This is a genomic window from Photorhabdus sp. P32 (assembly GCF_038085095.1).
In the GTDB taxonomy this organism is placed as follows: Bacteria; Pseudomonadota; Gammaproteobacteria; order Enterobacterales; family Enterobacteriaceae; genus Photorhabdus; species Photorhabdus luminescens.
The window spans coordinates 44,517-69,389 of record NZ_JAZGJN010000275.1; the positions used below are offsets into that span (position 1 = coordinate 44,517).

A 24,873-nucleotide genomic window follows, 5' to 3' on the forward strand; every position below is an offset into this window, starting at 1 on the left:
AATAAAACAGATTGTCGATAAAATCCTGTCCAAAGGGCTGATTTTTTCTATAGTTATCTGATTAGTCTAAAAAACACCCAAATCTCATGCTAAAAAACTGCCTCCCTTCCCTCTCAGTTCCAAGGTAGGCTGATGACCTTTGAAAAACTTTCCTCAAAAGCCATCCGGTGAAATTTTCTGGATCGTTAAAAACCCAAAATATCGTGAATACTTTAGACATCGTTTCAGGAAGAAATTACGTAGAGGGGATATTCTTAACATAACATCAAGCTCATTTTCCGTATGAGCTTCCAATTAAATCAAAGCGCTGACTAAACAGCCAACGCCTTATCAATATTTTAAGAGGACCTTCTGCCCCTCTATTTTACACCTATGATCCTGTGTTCTGGCTGAAAGCGGCTTTCAACGCTGCAACTAATTCGTCATTTTGTGATTGGGTCAACGGTTTACCTTTATCACTAATAAACTGTAAGCTGCTCCGATTATTCAAATCACCAACCTGTAATTTGTAATCGCCTTCACTAATGGATGGTTCACTAACACCCATTGATTTCCAGCTAGATGAGCTGAGGCTTTTATAAGTCACAGTAATAGCCCCGGTTGAACGGCTGCGGCTACCCACTTTCATGCCTAATTTTTCCAATGCTGCCGGTAATCTATCCCAAACAATATTATATGGCGCACGAACAATCATCTGAGGTAATCCAGAAGTATCACCGCCGCTCTGTACCTCCAATGGACCTAGATTACGCGCTACAGAATCATCGCTAATGCGTTCGCGCTGCTGGTTCACACCTTCAATTAATTCATTGAGCATCAGTGAGTTATAACGCTGGATTTCAATAGGATCAGTGACCTGTCGATCACCTTGTCTCAGCCCTTCATTAGTAACGGATAATTCAATCTGATAGCTCTGGCGTGCGACACTAATACGATGACGAGTCTGATATGGAACATTTTCATCTGCACGCGGCCAATCGATCCAATCAGTTGTCAATGTCTGGCTAGCATCATCGCGTTGGCTAATTGGGTAACCTTTTTTCAACAGAACATTGTTAATCTGTGACCACAAATGACTATTCTCAGGAGTGCTTTCAAGTAGCAATTTACTGCTCTTTACACTGTTTTCAGTACGGGAACCACTCAACAGGGCCAGTGCCTGAGATGGCGGGCGAATATCAAGCGCTTTCCCAACCTGCCCTTTAGAGGCTATTGCTGGAATATCATATTCACCATTCTGCAATGGCAATACCATACCCGCAGGAACTTTCAACGCCTTCAGGGGAGGTGTTTCAAGATATGTGTCATCATCATTGACTTGGCGTTTATAACTTTGGTCGCCAGAACAGGCTGCCAGTAACACGACAAGCGACATACCAGCAACCTTTATCACCTTCGATTTTTGCAACAATATTGCCATTAAAATTCCCTAAATTTTACAGTAATCCGGCCGTTTTCAAGGCTTTTTCAACTGAGACTTTTCCTGCATCCGTCAATGGCGTCATCGGCAGACGCACGGTGTCACCAGCAATCAAACCCAATTTGTAACATCCCCATTTAACTGGAATCGGGTTAGGTTCAACAAATAGCTGACGATGTAAATCCATCAGGAGATTATTTACCTTACGCGCCTCTGCAAACTGGCCGTGTAATGCCAATTCACAAAACTTAGCCACCTCAGGCGCTGCAATGTTTGCAGTAACAGAAATAACCCCTTTGCCGCCAAGCTGAATAAAATCCAATCCACTTGCATCGTCACCACTCAATAAGATGAAACTATCATCATTAACCAATTCTTGGATTTGACTAACACGATTTAAGTTCCCTGTAGCTTCTTTAATTGCGACAATATTTTTAATCTTCGCCAAACGCGCTACAGTTGACGGCAGCAGATCACACCCGGTACGAGAAGGCACATTATACAGAATTTGTGGTAAATCCGTATTTTCAGCAATTGTTTTAAAATGCTGATATAAACCCTCTTGCGACGGCTTATTATAATAAGGCGTTACCGTTAGGCAACCAACAACGCCGCTGTTTTCAAAACGTTTCGTTAGGGATATTGCCTCAGCAGTCGCATTTGCACCTGTTCCGGCAATAACCGGAATACGCCCATCAGCCAATTCTACGGTTGTCAAAACAACATCGCCGTGCTCATCATGACTCAATGTGGCAGATTCTCCGGTTGTCCCTACCGAGACTATCGCTGATGTCCCACTAGCAACATGGTAATCGATTAATTTTTTCAAACTGGCCTTATCAACCTGACCGTTCGCATCCATTGGTGTTACCAGCGCAACAATGCTGCCTGTAAATTCAAATCTCCCGCTAGACATTACATAACCCCCTATACAAACAAGAGCTTCATGGTACTTTTTAGTCATCCAGAAGGAAACTATTTAACGCGGAATTTCAATGAATTTTGTTAATACCAGATAACCTCTATTAAAAAGAAGTGATAACCAAAGTAATTTGTTGAAATTCAATGGCTGGGAATGGGAGTACAATAGCGCAACTTTGACGCAATTGGCCTTGGCAGTATAGCCTTTTTATGTTTACCTTAACGAAACCATAGCAGAGAAGGAAAAGTGACTTTGCCACAATCAGAACAACATTTTCTCGTTATAACCGCTTTAGGCGCTGACCGTCCTGGTATCGTCAACACCATTACTCGTCTTGTGAGTGGGTGTGGTTGTAACATTGAAGACAGCCGCTTAGCCATGTTTGGTGAGGAATTCACCTTCATTATGCTGCTTTCCGGTAGCTGGAACGCTATCACAATGATTGAATCCTCACTACCGCAGAAAGGAGCCGAACTCGATCTTCTTATCGTCATGAAACGTACAAAGTGCGATACCCATACAACATTTCCTTCCACGGTTTCCGTTAAGGTTGATGTTGATGATTCACCCGGTATTGTCGAGCAGTTTACCAATCTGTTTACCACACAGGATTTTAATATTGCTGAACTGGTATCAAAAACACAGCCGCCAGAAGGCGATACCCCAGCTCGGTTGCAGATCCAGATTACCGCCCATAGTCTATTAGAGGATGACGGCATAATTATTAAGCAGGCGTTTAATAAGTTATGTACAGATCTAAATGCACAAGGCAGTATTAGTATTCTTGAACCACTTTAGTTGAAAGATTAAACGGAGAATACGGGATGAACCCATTGAAAGCCGGTGATAAGGCCCCTCAGTTCAGCCTTCCTGACCAAGATGGAGAAACAATCGATTTATCTGATTTCGAAGGCCAACGTGTTTTAGTCTATTTTTACCCTAAAGCAATGACTCCTGGTTGCACTGTCCAAGCCTGTGGTCTGCGCGATGAAATGGATACATTAAAGGAATCAGGTGTTGAAGTGCTAGGCATTAGCACAGATACCCCAAGTAAATTGTCACGCTTTGTGGAGAAAGAAATGCTGAACTTCACATTGTTGTCCGATGAGGATCATCAAGTTGCTGAACAGTTTGGCGTCTGGGGCAAGAAACAGTTTATGGGCAAAACCTATGATGGTATCCACCGCATCAGTTTCCTGATCGATACCAACGGCAATATTGAGCACGTTTTTGATAAATTTAAGACCAGCGATCACCACCAAATCGTGGTGGATTATCTGAAACAACACCCTTAAATAGAAAATGATTTAAAATTTAATCACGCTCATTTAACAGCTCAAGATGCATAAGGGCAAGTACGGGAGGGATATTCCCATCCCGTGCTTCCTCTACTGACGGGTACCAGTATCATTAAAAATAAATTTACTCTTTTATTTCATCGTGTTCTGTTATCACTATCTCTTCCGGCCATGCATGGATCACCGCTTTAATTAGCGTCGCCAACGGAATAGCAAAAAATATGCCCCAGAATCCCCACAAACCACCAAAAGTAATCACAGAAAGAATGATTACCAGAGGGTGCAAGTTTACAGCTTCGGAGAATAAAATCGGCACCAGCAAGTTACCATCCAGCCCCTGAACGACTAGATAAGCAATAATCAAGGTCCAGAAATCTGTCCCGACTCCCCATTGAAATAGCGCAACCAGCACAACAGGAATCGTGACAATCAGCGCCCCTACATAGGGAATTAACACTGACAACCCGACCAAAACAGAAAGCAGTAATGAATAATCCAATCCAAGAAATGCAAACACCGCGTAGGTACAAATACCGACGATCGCCATCTCGGTGACTTTACCCCGAATATAGTTAGTAATTTGTTGATTCACCTCGCGCCATACTTGCCCGGCCAAAATGCGATTACGTGGCAGGACCCGTTGCAATGCTTGCAACATCTGGGTTTTATCTTTTAGCAAGAAAAAGGCCATCAGCGGCACAAGAATCAGATAAATAGCCAGCGTTAATAAACCAATCAATGAAGCCACCGAAAACTTCACCACAGATTCCCCGGCAGTTGAAATCTTACTACGCAAATTTTCGGCCATCATATCAATGATGCCAGCATCAACCAAAACCGGATAACGAGCCGGTAATGTTTGGGCATATTCATTAAACCGATTAAGCATATTAGGTATATCCGACAACAGATTAATCCCCTGCTGCCAGGCAGTTGGCGCTACGATCAAGATAACCAACAAACTAATCCCGGAAAAAATAATCAGCACAATACAAACAGCCACTGTACGCGAACATCCCAGTTTTTCAAGTTTAGCTGTTGGCCATTCCAACAAATAGGCAAGAACAATCGCTACCAGCAAAGGCGCCAAAATGCCATGTAAAAAATAAATAATGCAAAACCCTACCAAGAGAATGACAAATAACGCAATAACTTGCGGATCAGTAAACCGACGGCGATACCACTGTATAATCATATCCAGCATTGACCAGGCTCCTTGATAGCAATATTCATATTTCTATTTTTCTTAAAAATTGTACTAATTGATTAATTTTAAGGTACCCTTGTTTATCATACACGCATTATCTAAAACGATGGTCAAATGAGAGCATTTTTGTTTTATGAAAATAATGTCTAATCAATCTCTGACAGCAATATTAATCAGTACATTATTGCTAACAAACACCCCTGTTCTCAGCGCCTCTATTGAAGATTCATTGCCGGATATCGGTACCACGGCCGGCTCAATCCTAAGCATCAATCAGGAATTGGCAATGGGCGATTTCTACGCTCGCCAGATGCGTGGCAACGCCCCGCTGATTTATGACCCATTGTTAACACAATATATTAATGCCATTGGACAAAGGCTAGTGGCTCATGCGGACTCAGTTAAAACTCCTTTCCATTTCTATCTGATTGATAACCCGAATATCAACGCTTATGCTTTCTTTGGCGGTAATGTGGTACTCCATGCTGCGCTTTTTCGTTATAGCCGTAATGAAAGCGAGCTTGCCTCCGTAATAGCTCACGAAATTTCTCACGTCACTCAACGCCACCTGGCGCGAATGATGGAAGATCAGCAACGTACAGCACCGCTAGCCTGGGCAGGAACGCTAGGTTCTATCCTTTTGCTAATGGCTAACCCACAAGCAGGAATGGCAGCCCTCAGTGGTACTATTGCTGGCGTACAACAAGGCATGATCAGTTTTACTCAATCCAATGAACAGGAAGCTGATCGTATCGGCATGCAGACACTACGTAAGGCTGGCTTTGATCCTCAAGGTATGCCAGCTTTTATGCAGATCATGGTAGATCAAACCCGTTACAGTTCTAAGCCGCCAGAAATGTTACTCACCCACCCGCTACCTGACAGCCGCCTTGCGGATGCGCGTAACCGCGCTAATCAATACCCGGCCCAGAACATTCCACAATCTCAAGACTTTCTGTTCGCCAGAGTCCGTGTTATGGGGATGTACACCACCGAGCAACGCAGCTATCTTGAACAAATTTTGGAAAATTACCGCAGAGGCACAGCTAAAGAGCAACTTGCCGCCGCTTATGGCCGGGCAATCTTGCTTGCTCAAGATAAAAAATACACTGAGGCGCAGGCTATTCTGGAACCACTGTTAGCAAAACAACCGGATAATGTCTGGTTTATTGACACAATGACTGACATCGATATAGAACAAAACCGAATTGCTCAGGCTATCACCCGGTTGCAAAACGCCTTACAAAAACAAAAGGACAATTTGGTATTACAAATTAATCTCGCTAATGCGCTTATTCACGCAAAGCAATATCAACAAGCTTTAAAACTACTCCACCGCTATACATTCAATAACCCAGATGATCCAAACGGTTGGCGCCTGATAGCCGAAGCCGCCGCCAAACAAGGCAGACGCCATGAAGAATTATCAGCGCATGCTGAAGAAATGGCGCTTCGCGGTCAATTTGACAATGCGATCAAATACCTCAGTAGCGCCAGCGCGCTCGTAAAATTAGGCAGTTACGATCAAGCACGTTATGATGCTCGTATCGATCAATTACGCCAGCTACAACAGCGTTACAGTCAATACAAACGTTAAGGAATTCTCATGCAACAGGTGACGATTTATCATAATCCCCGCTGCTCCAAAAGCCGTGAAACTCTGGCTCTTATTGAAGAACGGGGAATTAAACCACAAATTATCCTCTATCTGGAGACTCCTCTCACCGTAGAGCAATTATCCGTTCTGCTAGAACAACTTGGTTTCCATGATGCACGCCAATTGATGAGAACGAAAGAAGATCTATACAAAGAGTTGAATCTGGCTGATGAAAAACTCACTCAGCATGATTTACTGAAAGCGATGATCGCCAATCCTAAACTGATTGAACGCCCAATCGTCGTTTGCGGTGATAAAGCTAGACTTGGACGCCCACCGGAAAAAGTAAAAGAAATTCTTGATTGATAAGGATAGATATGATGATGGTGACACCACCATCATCTTTAAAGGTGCAAAATATCCTTCACAAATGGAATCGTCAACTTACGCTGAGCAACTATCGAAGCGTGATCTAACTGATTCAATGCCATAAACAGAGTTCGCATTTCTCTGTCCAATCTTTTCAGCAAAAAGCGCCCTACATCTTCTGGCAATTCAAAGCCGCGTAACTTCGCTCGCAATTGCAAGGCTTGTAATTTCTCATCATCGGAAAGCGGTTGTAATTTATAAATTTGCCCCCAATCCAGACGAGAAGCCAAATCAGGTAACTTAAGATTAATCTGGCGAGGCGGGCGATCGCCGCTAATCAGCAAACAAGTGCGACCAATCTCCAGAATGCGGTTATAAAGATTGAAAACTGCCATTTCCCACTCTTCATCACCAGCAATACTCTCAATATTATCAATACAAACCAGTGATAAATGTTCCATGCCATCAAGCACCTCAGGGATAAAATAGGCGCGTTTATCCAGCGGAACATAGCCCACAGCTTCATCTTTCAGGGACAACTCAGCACAGGCGGCATGCAACAAATGACTTCGGCCTCCACTGTCACGGGACCAGAAATAAATATAGCTGCCATGCGGCTGATTAATGGCCAATTTGATTGCAGCTAACAGGGTGGCATTTTCCCCCGGAAAGAAACTGGCAAAAGTTTCATCATCGGGAAGATACAAAGGTAACGAAAGCTGCGATGGTGTGTTCAGAAGCACCTCAAACAGAGCTGGTAATAAACGCCGACAAGTTTATCACAGAAAATAGTTGTAAATGAACTGTATAGGTAAATAATAAAAAAACTATTTTTAGGATTCAATAAGTTAAATCCATTCCAGCTCTAGCAGCGCATAATGTTTTGTCATAATATAGAACAGCCCGCAAGCACTTGTAAAATAATGGTTTAGTCGAACAACCTAAAAACCTCTCTAATGATGAAAATCAACGGATATTTACGTAATATTTTTAGGCACCAGAACTAATTCCATTTCATCGGCCAAATCTTGAAGTTTTTCGTTAACTTCTTTAGAAGTAGCTGCTGGCTCAGATTCAATAGACACACTCAAATCTCCTTCTTTTACCCGATCCCCAAAAATTATTATCGCTTTGCTCCCGTGCTGCTTAGAAGACCATCGAATTGCTTGAGCATCAGGATTATCATGATAAATTTTGGCTGCCCATCTTCGAGTAATATGATAATCCGATGCTTCTGATTCTATTAACTGGCTCTGAATAATTCCCCATTTCTTCAGTATTCGTGGATTGATATCCACATACTTGATATCCTTTCTCGGAATAATTCTGCTGCGCGCTAAGTCATCTAGTTTACCAAGATAAACAGGTATACCGGAGCAATTCAATGGAATATCATGTAAAACCGTCTCCATAATAGCTACCCCTATGTTTTCACCACCATAGATTGTCGGAACGAAAATTCCATTATTTTTGAACGGACTAAAACGAGCATTGCCAATGCCAAGATTAAATTCAATCCCTTTAAACTTAATTCTATGAATACGTTCAATAGGTGTACCAGCTTTCCACTTTTGAACCTTAACTCCTGTATTCTCTGGAGGAAATGGTATATTTTCTTGAAGCTCCTTTTCATCATCAACCATGACGCGGCCCTTCAACTTCTTCTTTGGCTGCCATATAAACATCATCAAGTTGAGTTAATAAAAGATCCTTTGGCTTTTTATTACTGAGCCAACTATTTGGTGTACCAAACCAAATAGCTATTGACCAGGGAGTTTTGTTCTTAAACAGTTCAATAACGTTTTTTATCACAGGTAACGGCTGGCCGCCTTCGTCTAGAGCATACAACGGGAATAGATCTTTACCATTAATGGGCAATGCGAATATTTTTTTCGACTTTTTCAACCGATTTGCCGCAGCGCTGGAATTAACCGATTTAGATCCGGTTAATCTGCTAAGTTCACTTGCAGTTAGCCACTTTGAATCAGTAAGGATCTGATTTTTTAATTTTTCGAGACGAGCTTCATTACGGGAAGCAAATTCACATTCAGATGGTTCAGTCACCAAAGGCAAGTGTTTGTGTTTATTGAATGTAGTGACAGCAGTTACTGCGCTAGCTATTGCAAGCTTAATATCATAATAATCAATTGATCTTGGCAATTTCACGACAACATATTGATCTGCCTCATCAACGGGAATATCAGACAAATTGATATGTTTAGCAACATCCTTATTGCTTGACAACTCAATGGTATCCATTGAAAGGAAGTTAAAGCTAACATGCTTCGACTTAGTGTGGGATTTGGTAATCATACTGCCTCCATAGTGTATCTACTTGAGTGCGTATTTTGCATATATTACTTATATGAATGATATGGCGTATTTATGAAAAAGGCAAAGATTAACGATCCATAGCCGATAACCATACGAGGTATAAACAAGCACTCACCCTCATTCCATAAGTGAAAAATCTCGCTGCAACGTCCTACATAACTTGACATTTTCACACTCTGTACAATCCAAACGAAGATCACATTCTATCCCTATTCCTTAAACTATTCTTGATTAATATGCGAACAAAATCGCAACATATTTAACATAAGTTGCTAGTCTTAATAAAGTGAAAACTCTCATTAACCATTTATCCCATAAGAAACGATATAACAAACTGGAGACTGAGCAATGAAAAAAATCCTATTGTGTTGTGCAGCCGGTATGTCCACCAGCATATTGGTACAACGCATGCAAGCAGAAGTGATAAAACGGGCATTGGACATTGAGATCAAAGCAGCCCCCATAGTTGAATTAGAACACCTGATAACCGACGTTGACGTTGTTCTACTCGGCCCACAAGTGAAGTATCAATTATCTCATTTTTCCGCTATCGCCAAACCACTCGGCAAACCAATAGACGTTATTGACATGATGGATTATGGCACCCTTCGTGGTGATAAGGTTCTCGATAAGGCATTAAACCTGTTGGAATAAGCCATTTCACCACCACTTGGAGTCCCTCATGAGTCTCTATACCTCTTTTACTTGTATCTTAGAACGCTATATTATCCCGATTGCCGGGCGAATCGGTAACCAACGGCATATTATTGCAATGCGTGACGGCTTTATCTCGGCCATGCCATTTTTGATCATCGGCAGCATGATGTTAATTGTGGCAAACCCACCCTTCGATTTACAGACTACATCCTCATTCGGCCAAACTTGGTTGTCCTTTGCCAAAACTCACTGGGGCACCATCACCATGCCTTACTTTATGACTATGGGCTTAATGAGTGTCTTTGTTGCGGTCGGTACCGCCTATAGTTTAGCTAAATCTTACGGTCTGGATGGGCTAACTTCTGCTTTACTGTCACTGGTGGCGTTTTTGCTAGCAGCAGCACCACAGATAGAAAACAAAATAGCTCTCGATTTCCTCGGCGGCACCGGTGTATTTACCGCATTAATTTGCGCTATCTGGTCAGTTGAACTAACTCGTCTACTAAAAAAATATAACATCACCATCCGAATGCCAACGCAAGTGCCGCCAGCAATTGCCCGTTCTTTTGAACTTCTGTACCCAGTCATAGGTATCTTGTTGACAATTTATCCTGCCAGCTTGCTATTACAGAGTGAATTCAATCTACTTATTCCCGCAGCCATAATGCAGATGTTCCACCCACTCATCTCCGTCGGTGATACTCTGCCTGCCATTATACTGGCGCTACTCATTTCTAACCTACTGTGGTTTGCCGGTATTCATGGCGCCAACATTGTCACTGGTTTGATGGCCCCTATTTTTATGGCAAATATTGCTACCAATGCGACATTAATGGCTCAAGGTACTGTTGCAACACAAATTTTTACTGACCCTTACTGGTCGTTTTATATCTGTATTGGCGGCTCTGGTTCTACACTGGTTCTGGCGATTCTTTATCTGCGCAGCCGTTCTATACATTTGCGTACTATTGGAAAACTGGGCGTAGTTCCATCCATATTCAATATTAACGAACCACTGCTATTTGGTTCACCGATTGTGATGAATCCAACCTTATTTATTCCACTACTGGTTGTGCCATTGGTCAATGCAGTATTGTCCTACAGCACCCTGCATCTTGACCTGGTGCATAAAACGGTCGCCCTTTCCCCCTGGACTGCACCGGCGCCATTCGGCGCAATGATTTCCGCCGCCTGGGATTATCGTGCGGCAGTGCTAGTTATCGTATTGATGATCATCGACCTCTTTATCTGGTATCCCTTCTTCAAAATTTATGAAAAACAATTGCTCAACGAAGAAGATAAACAGCGAGAAAACACAGCATCCCCCGGTGTAGAAACTCAACCCCAACCATAATTTTTGGAGGATTTACACATGGATTTAGAACAAACTATTGATTTAGAAAAAACTATTGTAGAGCTGCTGGTTCATGCCGGAAGCGCACGCAGTCACGCGCTAATGGCATTACAACATGCCAGAAACGGTGACTTTCAAACAGCACAAACACTGATGGCTGAATCCCAACAAGCAATCAAAGAAGCACACACCATTCAAACTACCCTCATCGGATTGGATGAAGGCTGCGGTAAATTACCGGTCAATCTCATCACTGTACATGCGCAAGATCACTTAATGAACGCAATGGTTATTCAAGATCTTGCCAACGATATGATTGAACTCTATCGCCGAATACCATCACAAGAGGAAAAAATATGAAACGAATCAAAATAGCCGTTATTGGCGGCGGTAGCAGCTACACACCCGAATTAGTCGAAGGACTTATTCAACACAAAAAAAGTATTCCCCTATCTGAATTGGCATTAGTTGACATTGACAGTGGAAAACAAAAAGTAGAAATTATCGCCGCGCTTACTCGCCGTATGTTAGCTCGTCACGACATGGATCACGTTATTGTCAGCGTCCATTTCACACCAGATAACGCCATTCGCGGCGCCAGTTTTATTTTGACTCAACTACGCGTCGGCCAGCTTCCGGCTCGCGCTGCGGACGAGCGTCTGGGGCTAAAATATGGCTTGATAGGTCAGGAAACTACCGGCGTAGGCGGATTTGCCAAAGCGCTACGTACCATCCCCGTTTTGCTAGATATCGCTCATAAAGTCGAGCAACTTGCACCAGACGCATGGATGATTAACTTCACCAATCCAGCCGGGATCGTCACCGAAGCAATTTCCCGTTATAGCAAAGCAAAAATTATTGGCTTATGTAACGTCCCAGTCACAATACATCATATGATAGCTAATATGTTACAACGCCCTTATCAGGACGTGCAGTTACGCTTTGCCGGGCTTAATCATATGGTCTGGGTGCATCAAGTACTGGTTTCAGGTCAGGATAAAACTCAACAAGTACTTGATATGCTATGCAATGGTGCGGTTTTAACCATGAATAATATTCAAGAGGCACCCTGGCCGCCACCACTACTCAAGGCACTAGGCGCAATCCCCTGTCCTTATCACCGCTATTTCTACCAAACCCGCAATATGTTACAGGAAGAGCGCGAGGCTGCGGTCAAACAAGGCACTCGGGCAGAACAGGTCATGAAAGTAGAACAGGAACTATTTGAACTATATGCTGATCCAGAACTTGATCACAAGCCAGAACAACTCAGTTTCCGCGGTGGCGCATTCTATTCTGAGGTCGCACTGGATCTGATTTGCGCCATTCATAACAATCTCGATAGCCAATTGGTGGTCAATACCACAAACCACGGTGCTATTCGGGGTTTGCCGGACGATGCCGTCATCGAAACCAATTGTATTATTAATGCAGAAGGCGCCCACCCACTGACGTTTGGCCGTTTGCCTGACAGTATGTATCCTTTGACCCAACAGATAAAAATCTACGAACGTTTGACGATCAAAGCAGCCGTTTATGGCGATCGCAATGCAGCTCTATTAGCACTGATTACCAATCCACTGGTTGCCGATGCAGATATTGCTTCACCACTATTGGATGACGTATTAATGATAAACCGTGATTATCTGCCACAATTTCGATGAATAAACAGTAATTAATTTGAAATTAGGATCGGAATAAAGTTAAAGAGATACCCATCATTGCAACTAATACTGGTATCGTTAATTGATCTTGTCACTTTTTTTGCGGTGCAATACGCAATTATTTCTCACACTAAGTTTAAACAGGAAAGTCTGTATTATACTGTGATGAAATCAATTTATTGAAGAATACTGAAATATAAAGTTTCAACACGTTGAAATTTTGGGAAACTCTATGCCTTTTAAAATAGAAAACCTCGGATATGGGGAAGCACACATCTCAGATTTTGAGGTATTTGGCGTGGAATATACTTTGATTATAATGGAAATTATCTCAAAGGGAGATTCTTCTGTCGTTTTACCTGAAAATTACAGATTTAACCGGGGCTGTTTTTTCGAAGTCTCATTTGACGCAAAAAACAACTTAGATAATAACACACTATTTGAGAGGTATCCTACAAATAACCATGCTCAAATGATAGTAATTATGTCCACAGTTGAAAGGCTGATTAATGAGCACTATAATGCGGTTAGCCCTAGTGGATACATTTTGCTAGCCGCAGATGAGCGACTGAACAAGGTCTATAAACGATATATTAATCGATTTGTGACACAAAACGGCTTTACCATGACAAATAAGTTAGATCCAAACGGGAGGGGTTATGTCATATATACATAACGAACAAGCTGAAAAAGAAAAGCTTGAACTCGAAAAAGCAGTAGCTAAAAAAGCTGAACGTATGAGAGCGGCTTACAGCGCCCTAAAAAAATCCGAAAGAGAGGGCACTGTTCAGTATCTCAATGGAAAACGAAACTGGTACGTAGTCCGATAAACACTTGAAGGGAGCTTTTCGCTCCTTTTTTACTCCACAATAAACAAACCTAATGCCCTAGATAAGGCTTCCTTTTGTATCTACTTAGTCGGTACTCATACGGATTAGTGTACATTTATAGAGACATAGAAATGTTCATTCAAGCAATTTTGCAAAAATGGGGAAACAGCATTGACTTGCTGTTATCGGGAAATCTTAAAACAACACCCAATCTTGAAACAGGTGATATCGTAAACATTAATATCAGCGAAAAAGGATCAATTATTCAAATAGCAGTTAAAAAACGATTAACCGAGTCTGATTTACTCAATGGCTTATCTGCTTATACTGCGCATGCTGATGAACTGGCAGCTCCGAATCACAAGGAACTCAATTACTGATGTTCGTTCCTAAACGTGGAGATATTTGCTGGCTTGCTTTCGAACAAAATCCCCCCTTACGAATAAAATAATAATCATCATCCCCGCCTCTTCATAATGAAAACTACTCAAAGCGGGGAAATCAGTTCAAGTTTATTGCCCTGTTATTCACCGTGCTTAACAGACTCAACGGAAGATTCAATATACCGTTCTTCTGGACGAAAAACAGCAACCAGACGGAAAATCAAACTCATACCGATACCTACAATCGTTGCCAGCGCCATGCCTTTAAGTTCAGCAACACCGATATTAATTTTCGCTCCACTGACGCCAATAATAAGAATAACGGAAGTCAGGATCAGATTTTGCGCTTTGTTGTAATCCACTTTGGAATCAATCAGCACCCGAATACCTGACGCGCCAATAACCCCATAAAGCAACAGCGAGACACCTCCCATAACTGGAACCGGCACGGCCTGAATTGCCGCCGCCAGTTTACCGACGCAGGAGAGCAGAATCGCCAGTATCGCAGCGCCGCCAATAACCCAGGTGCTGTAAACTTTGGTAATTGCCATGACGCCAATATTCTCGCCATAAGTCGTATTCGGCGTTGAACCAAAGAAACCGGAAATCACGGTTGATAAACCATTTGCGAACATAGAACGATGCAAACCCGGCTCTTTTAACAAATCTTTCTTCACAATATTCGCTGTTACAACTAAATGACCAACATGTTCAGCGATAACAACCAGCGCCGCAGGCAAGATGGTCATAATAGCGAACCATTCAAAACGTGGCGTATAAAAAGTCGGCAATGCAAACCACGGCGCTTCGCGTACCGGAGTCAGGTCAACTACACCCATCAGGAACGCCAACCCATAACCGACCAAAACGCCAATAAGAATCGGGATGATAGCCAGGAATCCGCGGAACATAACTGAACCAAGGACGGTTACCGCCAGCGTTACCATAGAAATGGTCAATGTTGTCGGATCAACATCGGCGCCTTCCGCTGGACGCAAACCCGCCATATCAGCCGCAACACCAGCAAGTTCCAGACCGATAACAGCAACAATCGCCCCCATTGCCGCAGGTGGAAACATCACATTAATCCAGCTTCGCCCTACCACCTTAACAATCAGTGAAACCAGACAAAATAGCACGCCACACAGAATAAACCCTCCCAGAGCCAACTCATATCCCAGTGGCAGCAACAATAAAACCGGCGAAATAAAAGCAAAACTCGATCCCAAATACGCCGGAACCTTTCCCTTACAAATCACCAGATACAACAATGTACCGATACCGTTAAATAGCAGAATGGTCGCCGGGTTGACTTTAAATAAAATCGGCACCAATACCGTCGCACCAAACATAGCAAAAAGATGTTGGAAGCTGAGTGGAATAGTTTGTAAAAAAGGAGGCCGCTCATCTACGCCAATCGCACGACGGGTCATTTTCTTTATCCTCTTAATATTCTTGCGTTAGAACCAAAAAAAAGCCGACTCAAAAGTCGGCTAACTTATTATTTCGTACCAAATATTTTATCGCCTGCATCCCCCAGGCCGGGCACAATGTATCCCTGTTCATTGAGTCTCTCATCAATAGAAGCTGTATACAGTTCCACATCAGGATGGGCTTTTTCCAACGCAGCAATACCTTCAGGAGCAGCCACTAAAACCAGAACTTTAATTGACTGGCAGCCTGCTTTTTTCAGTAAATCAATAGTTGCAATCATAGAGCCGCCGGTTGCCAACATGGGGTCAACCACCAGCGCCATACGTTCATCAATATTGGAGGCCAGTTTCTGGAAATAAGGGACAGGTTCTAAGGTTTCTTCATTACGATAAACCCCTACGACGCTAATCCTGGCACTGGGAACATTCTCCAATACACCATCCATCATACCCAATCCCGCACGCAGAATAGGTACGACAGTTATTTTTTTACCTTTAATCTGCTCAACTGCTACCGGACCACACCAGCCATCAATAGTGACTTTTTCAGTTTCTAAATCAGAAGTTGCTTCATAAGTCAGAAGGCTTCCAACTTCTGCGGCCAGTTCACGAAAGCGTTTGGTGCTGATATCATGCGCTCGCATCAGGCCGAGTTTATGTTTAACAAGTGGGTGATTCACCTCAACGATCTTCATGGACCTCTCCTAACTGTATGTCATGTCGCCAGCAGACAAAAAAACGGCGAGATTATACCGTCTTTTAACCATAACACCACTACCAATCCGTTGATTTTCATCAAACATAGCTCTGCTTATAGAGAATTGAGATCCTAAACAAGAGTCTCGCAAACGTTTGCTTAGACTGTTAGAATTGTTACTATTCTGTCTTAATTTATCAAACGCAACCGCCTTGGGGGCTTCGAGTGACCAACAAAACCTCTCTCAGTTATAAAGATGCCGGTGTCGATATCGACGCCGGCAATGCCTTAGTCAACCGCATTAAAGGTGTTGTAAAACAGACCCGTCGCCCAGAAGTTATGGGCGGTTTAGGCGGATTTGGCGCTTTATGCGCATTACCACAAAAATACCGCGAACCCATTCTGGTTTCTGGTACCGATGGTGTCGGCACCAAGTTACGTCTGGCAATGGACCTCAAACGCCATGACACTATCGGCATTGACTTAGTTGCAATGTGCGTCAATGACCTGGTTGTTCAAGGTGCAGAACCCCTATTTTTCCTCGATTACTATGCAACCGGGAAACTGGATGTTGACACTGCCGCCAGCGTTATCACCGGTATCGCAGAAGGCTGTCAATTATCCGGCTGTGCTCTGGTTGGTGGTGAAACCGCAGAAATGCCGGGGATGTACCACGGTGAAGATTATGATGTTGCCGGCTTCTGCGTCGGCGTGGTTGAAAAATCAGAAATCATCGATGGCAGTAAGGTTCAAGCGGGCGATGCTTTGATTGCCCTCGCCGCCAGTGGTCCTCACTCAAACGGCTATTCTCTGATACGCAAAATCCTGGCCGTCAGCAACACCGATCCCGAAACAACAGAACTTGAAGGCAAATCACTGGCGGATCACCTACTCGCCCCGACAAAAATTTATGTGAAATCCCTTTTATCCTTGATTGAACAGGTTGATGTTCACGCCATCGCTCATCTAACCGGCGGCGGTTTCTGGGAAAATATTCCGCGGGTTCTGCCTGAAAATACCCAAGCGCAGATTAACGAATCCAGTTGGCAATGGCCGGCCATATTTAACTGGCTGCAACAGACTGGCAACGTTAGCCGTCATGAAATGTACCGTACATTCAACTGCGGCGTCGGGATGGTGATTGCATTACCACCAACAGCCGTTGAACAAGCGATTGAATTACTCACTGCCGCCGGAGAGAAAGCCTGGCATATCGGCACTATCGCGACACTGAAAGAAGGTGAACAACAGGTCATTATTCAATGAAAAATATCGTTGTACTCATCTCTGGCAGCGGCAGCAATCTCCAGGCGGTGATTGATGCCTGCCAACACCACAGAATCAATGGGCAGGTTTGCGCGGTATTTAGTAATACAGCAAATGCTTACGGTCTGTTACGCGCTAAACAGGCGGACATTCCCGCCCATGCCATTAGCCCAAAAAACTATGCAGATCGTCAGGCTTATGATGAAGCATTGAAGCATGCCATTGATCAGTATCAGCCAGATTTGGTGGTCCTCGCAGGTTATATGCGTATCCTGACGCCAGATTTTGTACAACACTATCTTGGCCGCTTGTTAAACATTCATCCTTCTCTGTTACCCAAATATCCTGGCCTGCATACTCACCGCAAAGCGATAGAAAATGGTGATACAGAACACGGCGCTTCCGTCCATTTTGTAACAGAAGAATTGGATGGCGGCCCGGTGATCCTGCAAGCTAAAGTTCCTATTTTTGCCGGTGATCAGGAAAGTGAGGTTGTTAAACGGGTTCAGACTCAGGAACACGACATTTATCCGTTAGTTATCAACTGGTTTGTCGAAGGGCGCCTAAGTATGGTTAATGGCAAAGCGTATCTGGATGGAAAGATTCTCCCTCCAGAAGGCTATGCCGCAGAATAATCTATACCCTATGGATTTCAAGATGCATCGCGACGGCAAGGGAGTGCAGCCAACAAGGAGGCAACTTGAAAGATAACGGGTATATTTATTAACGGCTAATTACAGTGCTGTGGTAACATACCCGGCACTGCGAACTATTATTAGTTACAAACCATTATTCATTACGAACTATTATTAATTATGTTCCTTTTTTATCAAAAACACTGAGGTGCCAAATGTCTGGTGGTTCTCATACTCCACCTGTTAGGTTACGTCCCCTTGAACGGGAAGATCTCCCTTTTGTCCATCAATTAAATAACAATGCCAGTGTCATGCGTTACTGGTTCGAAGAACCTTACGAAGCTTTCGTTGAACTATGCGATCTGTATGGCAAACATATTCACGACCAGAACGAACGCCGGTTTATTATCGAAAGTGCTGACGCTAAAGTTGGTTTAGTTGAATTAGTCGAAATCGACTATATCCACCGCCGGTCAGAATTTCAGATTATTATCGATCCCGCCTATCAGGGCCAAGGTCATGCAACCAAAGCAGCAAAACTGGCGATGGAATATGCATTTTCCGTACTTAACCTGTATAAACTTTACCTGATTGTTGATAAAGAGAACGCCAAGGCCATTCATATCTATAATAAGCTAGGTTTCTACACTGAGGGCGAATTAATAGACGAATTCTTTATTAATGGTAGTTACCGCACAGCCATTCGCATGTGCATTTTCCAACATCAATATTTTGCCTCCAAGCAAGATGAAAAAATGAGTCAGCAATTACAGACAAGAATATAGCGACAAACGACACCCCGTCGTATTCAAAGTTTTAATACTTTTACCTCAACACCTGGAGTAACAATGTCCCAAGACAGGCTCTATACCGAGAAAGAACTTAGTTGGTTATCATTCAACGAACGTGTGCTTCAAGAAGCAGCGGATAAGAGCAATCCATTAATAGAACGGATGCGGTTCCTTGGTATTTACTCCAATAATCTGGATGAATTTTACAAAGTCCGTTTTGCTGATGTAAAACGGCGGATATTAATTAATGAAGAACGAGGATCGGCCGCCAGCGCTCGGAATGTATTGAAAAGAATTCAAGCTAAAGTGGCTAAAACCGACCAGGAATTTGATGTACTCTATAATGAATTGCTACTAGAAATAGCTCGTAATCAAATTTTTCTCATCAATGAACGACAAATTTCACCAAATCAACAAATCTGGTTACGCCAATATTTCCGTCAACATCTGCGGCCGCACACGACGCCAATCCTGATCAATCCAGAAACCAACCTGGTTGAATTTCTGAAAGATGACTACACTTATCTGGCAGTTGAAATTGTCCACGGCCAGAATATCCAATATGCGCTATTAGAAATTCCGTCAGATAAGGTGCCACGTTTTGTTAACTTGCCGCCTGAAATGCCACACCGCCGCAAATCAATGATCCTGCTAGACAATATTATGCGTTATTGTCTTGATGAAATTTTCAAAGGCTTTTTCGATTATGATTCACTGAACGCCTATTCAATGAAAATGACCCGTGATTCTGAATATGATTTAGCAACCGAAATGGAATCAAGCTTGCTCGAACTCATGTCATCTACGTTGAAACAACGGCTGACAGCGGAACCAGTAAGATTCGTTTATCAGCGAGAAATGCCAGATGAAATGGTGGAATTACTGCGTAGCAAACTTGGCTTGTCAAACGATGACTCGGTGATTTCCGGCGGACGCTATCACAATTTTAAAGATTTCATTAAATTCCCCAATGAGGGGAAGAGAAATCTACTCAATAAACCTTTGCCGAGATTACGACACACCTGGTTTGATAATTTCCGCAATGGTTTTGATGCGATTCGTGAACAAGATGTACTACTCTACTATCCCTATCACACCTTTGAACATGTACTGGAATTATTACGTCAGGCTTCTTTCGATCCCAGTGTACTTTCCATCAAGATCAACATTTATCGGGTAGCAAAAGATTCCCGCATTATTGATTCCATGATCCATGCTGCTCATAACGGTAAAAAAGTGACCGTTGTGGTTGAATTACAGGCCCGATTTGATGAAGAAGCCAATATTCATTGGGCCAAACGGCTAACCGAAGCGGGTGTACATGTTATTTTCTCAGCACCGGGACTAAAAATTCACGCAAAACTGTTTCTTATTTCCCGTCTGGAAGGTGAAGAAATTATTCGTTATGCCCATATTGGCACCGGTAATTTTAACGAAAAAACGGCTCGCCTCTACACCGACTACTCCTTGCTGACAGCCAATCCGCAAATTACTAACGAAGTGCGCCGGGTATTCAACTTCATTGAGAATCCTTACCGTCCAGTTAAATTTGAAAACCTGATGGTTTCGCCGCAAAATTCCCGCGCAATGCTCAACCAGCTTATTTCGCAGGAAATCGCTAACGCTAGAGCAAATAAGCCCGCAGGCATCACGTTAAAGATTAATAATCTGGTTGATAAAGAGCTGGTGGACCGCTTATACGACGCTTCAGAAGCGGGGGTAAAAATACGTCTACTGATACGCGGTATGTGTTCGCTAGTACCCAATCAACCAGGATTTAGCGAAAATATTCAGATCACCAGTATCGTTGACCGTTTCCTCGAACATGATCGAGTTTACGTATTCACTAATGACGGAGATGAAAAAGTCTTTCTCTCATCTGCCGATTGGATGACCCGTAATATCGACTACCGAATTGAAGTTGCGGTTTGCCTACTCGATCCACAATTAAAACAACGGGTACTGGATATTCTCGAATTACAATTCAACGATACGGTAAAAGCCCGTTACGTTGATAAAGAGCTGAGCAATAGTTATGTGCCAAGGGGTAATAAGCGGAAAATCCGGGCACAACTGGCTATTTATGACTATATAAAAGCCCTCGAACAACCTGAACCAAGAGCCTAATTTATGCCGCTAACACACGACAAACCGACACCCAGACCAATAGAAATTGCGGCTATTGATCTGGGTTCAAACAGTTTTCATATGATTATCGCACGAATTGTTAATGGTGCATTTCAGATCCTGGGCCGCTTAAAACAACGCGTCCATCTTGCCGACGGCCTTGACCACAACAATCAATTAAGCGAAGAAGCAATGGCGCGCGGTCTGGCTTGTCTGGCTCTATTTGCTGAACGATTACAAGGCTTTCCTGCTGATAATGTTTGTCTGGTGGGCACTCACAGCTTACGTGAAGCCAGTAATGCAAAAGAATTTATCAAACGCGCTAAAGATGTTATCCCCTACCCGATTGAAATTATTTCCGGCCATGAAGAGGCCCGTCTAATCTATATGGGCGTGGAACATACGCAACCAGAAAAAGACCGTAAGTTGGTGATTGATATTGGCGGCGGCTCCACCGAACTGGTGATTGGTGAAAATTTTGAACCCTTATTGGTAGAAAGCCGCCGCATGGGATGCATTAGTTTCGCCCACCAATTTTTTCCCGATGACGAAATTAGTGCAGAAAAATTCCGCAGAGCACGGCTTGAAGCCGCGCAAAAATTGGAGAATCTCTCATGGCAGTATCGCATCACAGGCTGGAATTCAGCGCTTGGCGCATCCGGGACAATTAAAGCGGTTTATGAAGTACTGGTCGCAATGGGGGAAAAGGACGGATTAATCACCCCTGAACGATTGGAGATGTTAGTCAAAGAAATACTCAAATTCAAAAAGTTAAAAACCTTCGACTTACCTGGATTATCAGACGATCGTAAACATTTTTTTATTCCTGGCCTGGCTATCTTATGCGGTATATTCGATGCCCTGCACATAAAAACGTTACAACTCTCAGACGGCGCACTACGTGAAGGTGTTTTGTATGAAATGGAAGGCCGTTTCCGTCATCAAGATATTCGCCAGAGAACCGCAAAAAGCTTAGCTGAACACTATAATATCGACAGAGAACAGGCCAAGCGCGTCCTTAATACGACGGAAACACTTTACAAACAGTGGGCAATGCAGAACCCCAAACTGGTACAACCTCAACTCGAAGCGATTTTACACTGGGCAGCAATGCTACATGAAGTTGGATTAAGTATTAACTTAAGCGGATTACAACGACACTCTGCCTATATTCTACAAAACACCAATTTACCCGGCTTTAATCAGGAACAACAATTACTACTGGCAACCTTGGTTCGCTGTCATCGTAAAACAATAAAACTGGATGATTTGCCAAGATTCAATTTATTCAAGAAAAAACAGTATCTGCCATTAATTCAAATCCTACGTTTGGCAACGTTACTCAATAATCAACGCCAATCCACAACCACGCCTGAATCACTCAGACTGGTTACTGATGATAGTCATTGGGCGCTTTACCTGCCTCACAATTATTTATCAGAAAATACCCTGATGCAGCTTGATTTGGAAAAAGAGCAAGGTTACTGGCATAATGTTACGGGTTGGCAATTAGAAATAGCTGAGGAATCAACATAACGATTTCAGATAATGAAAAAAAAGAAGCGATTCCAAATCACTAAACTGATTTTACTTATTAGCTTTCTCATTTTATTTGGCCGTTTCATTTACTCATCCATAGCAGCATTAGAGCATCACCAACAAAATAAGCGGCCTATAATAGAGAAGAGTGAAAATCATCAAATGAAGTAATCAACTTAGTACTGATCATTATTAATCAATGTCATTACCTCACTGTTTCCCCGAACTCTTCGGGGAAACAAACGATTATCAATGTCATAATTTCAAAAGAATGACACCGGCTATTATTATCACAATGCCAATCCACTGAATTCGGCTCAACCGTTCTCCACGAATAAAAAAGCCTAATAAGGCAGTGACTCCACTTGCCAATGAACTCAAAACGGTAACAACGGCAACATGTCCCGTTGCAGAACCGTAAGCTAATGAAGCAAACCCGATCAAACTAAAGAAACTAATTGAAAAAACCAGAGCAATAATTGAAATCGGCGGTAATGATAAATTCCCTTTTTTTAACAGTGTGAGGAACAAAACCACCACAGCAGTTAAATAGTAAACCCATAATGCATTAATAACCCCCAGATCTCTAACAGCAAATTCCCCTTGCAGCCAGAAACCTAAACCAAACATCAGTGAAGATAAAAGTGCAAAGAAAATTGAACTGGATGATTCTCGTTGTCCATCTTTTGATTTCGGTATACTGGTTAGACAGGCACCAGCAACACAAATAAACAGACTAAACAAAACCAAAGCGGTCATTGGTTTCCCATTTATTAGTGACAAAATCGTGGTAACGGCGCCATAAAGCGAAACAATCGGCGCGACAATCGAAGCTTTGCCGATCGATAACGCTTTAAGCAGAAACACCATTGCCATTAAATTGCAAACCGAAGCAACAACACAGATGGTCAATTGAAAAAAACTTGCATTAACAAACGACATCTCAAAATAAAAAAACAGCAACAATGATAAAACAAAAAAACCAAATAGCTGACTATAGAATAAAGACTTAGCAACGCCGACTTTTCTTGCCACTTGTCCTGCCAAAAAATCAGTACTTCCCCAGCATAATGCTGAAATCAATCCCATCAGAATAGCCATAATGATAATCTCTTATTAATTTGTTTTTAACTGTACGCTATTAGCAATACATGTGGCATTTTCCATCGCTTCCTCGCAGCTATTACCATAAGCCAGAACATAACCGACAATAGAACCAAAATTTTTATTTTTCGATGAACTTTTACTTTTGGATAAACTTTTACTTTTGGATAAAATAGTAAAAGGTGTTTTTTTAAACCCTGCGGAGATGAAATAAGGGATATCAGCATCTATCCTGATATCATTGACAGTTCCCTCACCACGATAAAAAATAAATGCATCAGCGACAAATGGATAAACTTTTTCCGATTCTGGCGATATAGAACTTTCAATACCACAAACAAAGTCTACCAAGTACTTGACCATATTAATTCCAGAAGTCATAAGGACCTGTTGAGCCGCTCTGGCGCCCGCTATGCGCAAATTAATTTCAACTAATACAGGCCCACGAGAGGTATAAATAAATTCTACATTTATTACGCCACCCCGTAATCCCAAAACGGTTACCCACTCTTTGACAAGTTTACAAGCCATTGTAAATTCAAATTCAGACAACTCAGCAGGATGAGATAAACCTGTCATACACAAGCTATCATCAGGAGAAACAAAAATCTTATTGATACCAATTAAATGCCATTCATCATGACTATAAACTAATTCAGCCCCATAAAAATTTCCTTGCAGGAATTCCTCTATCAAGAACTCCTCATTGACTTTTCCAAGCATTGACATTGAGCCATTAGATGAAATTTCCGCAATCACATGGTGGTAATCATCTAAAGATTTACAAAGTGATACCCCATAAGCCCCTGCATCACGAAGTGGCTTAATAACAAACGGAAAAGGAACTTTAGGATTTTCTGGCATATTATTATAAGAAAAAACCTCGTAGGCAGGTTGTTCATAACCATGTTGTGCCAGGATATCCCTAACATTCTTCTTACTAAATGCATTCCTCAAACCCTCTATATCCGAGTGAGGTAAACCAAATTCCAACGCCACTTCAGACGCCACAATCATAAAATCATCATAACAGCCCAAGATCGCAGCAATAGCAATGCCGTTATCTTTAATTAAATTAATGATATCTGTACTACTTCTCGTATCTAAATAATAAATATTATCAAATAATTCCTTCTTCAAATCATCATATAATCCCTTATTCATTGATTCCATTGACGTAAATAATACAGGAGAAAATCCTAAACTTCTAATATAATCAATCGCTAAACATTCAACCGGTCTTGCT

At 42.4% G+C, this 24,873-nt stretch carries 27 protein-coding genes; 17 read left to right on the top strand and 10 right to left on the bottom strand.

Annotated features, from left to right (window positions below):
• Window positions 1-370: 370 nt before the first annotated feature.
• Complete coding sequence (gene bamC, locus V2H77_RS14870; RefSeq protein WP_341499416.1) at window positions 371-1,420, bottom strand: outer membrane protein assembly factor BamC; 1,050 nt, start codon at window positions 1,418-1,420, stop codon at window positions 371-373.
• Window positions 1,421-1,436: 16 nt separating this feature from the next.
• Entirely contained in the window at window positions 1,437-2,336 is a 900-nt protein-coding gene (gene dapA, locus V2H77_RS14875; protein WP_341499417.1) for a 4-hydroxy-tetrahydrodipicolinate synthase, read from the bottom strand.
• 258 nt (window positions 2,337-2,594) lie between these two features.
• Between dapA and V2H77_RS14880 the strand changes: the two genes are divergently transcribed.
• Together V2H77_RS14880 and bcp are read left to right on the top strand one after the other, a co-directional pair.
• Window positions 2,595-3,140 carry a glycine cleavage system transcriptional repressor gene (locus V2H77_RS14880; protein WP_341499418.1) on the top strand — a complete coding sequence of 182 codons (546 nt, stop codon included), beginning with the start codon at window positions 2,595-2,597 and terminating at the stop codon, window positions 3,138-3,140.
• Window positions 3,141-3,166: 26 nt separating this feature from the next.
• On the top strand, window positions 3,167-3,637 hold the full coding sequence (gene bcp, locus V2H77_RS14885; RefSeq protein ID WP_265379313.1) for a thioredoxin-dependent thiol peroxidase: 471 nt from the start codon (window positions 3,167-3,169) through the stop codon (window positions 3,635-3,637).
• 127 nt (window positions 3,638-3,764) lie between these two features.
• Here bcp and V2H77_RS14890 read toward each other — a convergent pair whose 3' ends face one another.
• Entirely contained in the window at window positions 3,765-4,844 is a 1,080-nt protein-coding gene (locus tag V2H77_RS14890) for an AI-2E family transporter (protein WP_341499419.1), read from the bottom strand.
• A 136-nt stretch (window positions 4,845-4,980) separates the two neighbouring features.
• On the opposite strand from V2H77_RS14890, the gene V2H77_RS14895 reads away from it, so the two are divergent.
• Together V2H77_RS14895 and arsC are read left to right on the top strand one after the other, a co-directional pair.
• Window positions 4,981-6,444, top strand: a complete 1,464-nt coding sequence (locus tag V2H77_RS14895; RefSeq protein WP_341499420.1) for a beta-barrel assembly-enhancing protease — start codon at window positions 4,981-4,983, stop codon at window positions 6,442-6,444.
• Window positions 6,445-6,453: 9 nt separating this feature from the next.
• Complete coding sequence (gene arsC / locus V2H77_RS14900; protein WP_341499421.1) at window positions 6,454-6,810, top strand: arsenate reductase (glutaredoxin); 357 nt, start codon at window positions 6,454-6,456, stop codon at window positions 6,808-6,810.
• Window positions 6,811-6,848: 38 nt separating this feature from the next.
• On the opposite strand, the gene hda is transcribed toward arsC, so the two are convergent.
• From hda to V2H77_RS14915, 3 genes are all read right to left on the bottom strand, one after another.
• Window positions 6,849-7,556 carry a DnaA inactivator Hda gene (gene hda / locus V2H77_RS14905; RefSeq protein ID WP_088374386.1) on the bottom strand — a complete coding sequence of 236 codons (708 nt, stop codon included), beginning with the start codon at window positions 7,554-7,556 and terminating at the stop codon, window positions 6,849-6,851.
• Between the two features lie 234 nt (window positions 7,557-7,790).
• Window positions 7,791-8,456, bottom strand: a complete 666-nt coding sequence (locus V2H77_RS14910; protein WP_341499422.1) for an RES family NAD+ phosphorylase — start codon at window positions 8,454-8,456, stop codon at window positions 7,791-7,793.
• Window positions 8,449-9,126 carry a DUF2384 domain-containing protein gene (locus tag V2H77_RS14915; RefSeq protein WP_341499423.1) on the bottom strand — a complete coding sequence of 226 codons (678 nt, stop codon included), beginning with the start codon at window positions 9,124-9,126 and terminating at the stop codon, window positions 8,449-8,451. Before V2H77_RS14915 ends, V2H77_RS14910 begins: the two co-directional genes overlap by 8 nt.
• 369 nt (window positions 9,127-9,495) lie before the next feature.
• On the opposite strand from V2H77_RS14915, the gene V2H77_RS14920 reads away from it, so the two are divergent.
• The 7 genes from V2H77_RS14920 (at window position 9,496) to V2H77_RS14950 (ending at window position 14,032) form a co-directional block, all read left to right on the top strand.
• Window positions 9,496-9,801, top strand: coding sequence for a PTS sugar transporter subunit IIB (locus V2H77_RS14920; protein WP_265379307.1), 306 nt, complete (start codon window positions 9,496-9,498; stop codon window positions 9,799-9,801).
• A gap of 28 nt (window positions 9,802-9,829) precedes the next feature.
• Window positions 9,830-11,158 carry a PTS sugar transporter subunit IIC gene (locus tag V2H77_RS14925; RefSeq protein WP_341499424.1) on the top strand — a complete coding sequence of 443 codons (1,329 nt, stop codon included), beginning with the start codon at window positions 9,830-9,832 and terminating at the stop codon, window positions 11,156-11,158.
• Window positions 11,159-11,176: 18 nt separating this feature from the next.
• Entirely contained in the window at window positions 11,177-11,518 is a 342-nt protein-coding gene (locus V2H77_RS14930; RefSeq protein ID WP_341499425.1) for a PTS lactose/cellobiose transporter subunit IIA, read from the top strand.
• Window positions 11,515-12,822 carry a 6-phospho-beta-glucosidase gene (locus V2H77_RS14935; protein ID WP_341499426.1) on the top strand — a complete coding sequence of 436 codons (1,308 nt, stop codon included), beginning with the start codon at window positions 11,515-11,517 and terminating at the stop codon, window positions 12,820-12,822. Before V2H77_RS14930 ends, V2H77_RS14935 begins: the two co-directional genes overlap by 4 nt.
• Window positions 12,823-13,054: 232 nt before the next feature.
• Window positions 13,055-13,498 (top strand): hypothetical protein, encoded by a 444-nt coding sequence (locus V2H77_RS14940; RefSeq protein WP_341499427.1) that lies wholly within the window; start codon window positions 13,055-13,057, stop codon window positions 13,496-13,498.
• A complete protein-coding gene (locus V2H77_RS14945) occupies window positions 13,482-13,652 on the top strand; it encodes a hypothetical protein (RefSeq protein ID WP_176414709.1) in 171 nt (56 codons plus the stop codon). The genes V2H77_RS14940 and V2H77_RS14945 overlap by 17 nt, the downstream gene beginning before the upstream one ends.
• A gap of 131 nt (window positions 13,653-13,783) precedes the next feature.
• A complete protein-coding gene (locus V2H77_RS14950; RefSeq protein ID WP_341499428.1) occupies window positions 13,784-14,032 on the top strand; it encodes an AbrB/MazE/SpoVT family DNA-binding domain-containing protein in 249 nt (82 codons plus the stop codon).
• Between the two features lie 143 nt (window positions 14,033-14,175).
• Here V2H77_RS14950 and uraA read toward each other — a convergent pair whose 3' ends face one another.
• Entirely contained in the window at window positions 14,176-15,468 is a 1,293-nt protein-coding gene (gene uraA / locus V2H77_RS14955) for a uracil permease (protein ID WP_341499429.1), read from the bottom strand.
• A 68-nt stretch (window positions 15,469-15,536) separates the two neighbouring features.
• The gene (upp, locus tag V2H77_RS14960; RefSeq protein WP_265379302.1) at window positions 15,537-16,163 is read right to left on the bottom strand and encodes a uracil phosphoribosyltransferase; all 627 of its coding nucleotides are present in this window, start codon (window positions 16,161-16,163) and stop codon (window positions 15,537-15,539) included.
• Window positions 16,164-16,390: 227 nt separating this feature from the next.
• On the opposite strand from upp, the gene purM reads away from it, so the two are divergent.
• The 6 genes from purM to V2H77_RS14990 all read left to right on the top strand — a co-directional run bounded on the left by purM (window position 16,391) and on the right by V2H77_RS14990 (window position 22,694).
• Window positions 16,391-17,431 carry a phosphoribosylformylglycinamidine cyclo-ligase gene (purM, locus tag V2H77_RS14965; protein ID WP_341499430.1) on the top strand — a complete coding sequence of 347 codons (1,041 nt, stop codon included), beginning with the start codon at window positions 16,391-16,393 and terminating at the stop codon, window positions 17,429-17,431.
• On the top strand, window positions 17,428-18,066 hold the full coding sequence (purN, locus tag V2H77_RS14970; RefSeq protein ID WP_341499431.1) for a phosphoribosylglycinamide formyltransferase: 639 nt from the start codon (window positions 17,428-17,430) through the stop codon (window positions 18,064-18,066). Before purM ends, purN begins: the two co-directional genes overlap by 4 nt.
• Window positions 18,067-18,281: 215 nt before the next feature.
• Window positions 18,282-18,851: a spermidine N1-acetyltransferase gene (gene speG / locus V2H77_RS14975; protein WP_088371496.1), complete on the top strand. Its 570-nt coding sequence runs from the start codon at window positions 18,282-18,284 to the stop codon at window positions 18,849-18,851.
• 63 nt (window positions 18,852-18,914) lie between these two features.
• On the top strand, window positions 18,915-20,984 hold the full coding sequence (gene ppk1, locus V2H77_RS14980; RefSeq protein ID WP_341499432.1) for a polyphosphate kinase 1: 2,070 nt from the start codon (window positions 18,915-18,917) through the stop codon (window positions 20,982-20,984).
• 3 nt (window positions 20,985-20,987) lie between these two features.
• Complete coding sequence (ppx, locus tag V2H77_RS14985) at window positions 20,988-22,520, top strand: exopolyphosphatase (RefSeq protein ID WP_341499433.1); 1,533 nt, start codon at window positions 20,988-20,990, stop codon at window positions 22,518-22,520.
• A 12-nt stretch (window positions 22,521-22,532) separates the two neighbouring features.
• Window positions 22,533-22,694, top strand: a complete 162-nt coding sequence (locus tag V2H77_RS14990; protein ID WP_341499434.1) for a DUF2633 family protein — start codon at window positions 22,533-22,535, stop codon at window positions 22,692-22,694.
• An 84-nt stretch (window positions 22,695-22,778) separates the two neighbouring features.
• On the opposite strand, the gene V2H77_RS14995 is transcribed toward V2H77_RS14990, so the two are convergent.
• A complete protein-coding gene (locus V2H77_RS14995) occupies window positions 22,779-23,624 on the bottom strand; it encodes a DMT family transporter (RefSeq protein WP_341499435.1) in 846 nt (281 codons plus the stop codon).
• Window positions 23,625-23,639: 15 nt separating this feature from the next.
• The coding region (locus tag V2H77_RS15000; RefSeq protein WP_341499436.1) for an ATP-grasp domain-containing protein at window positions 23,640-24,873 on the bottom strand (1,234 nt) is incomplete at its 5' end.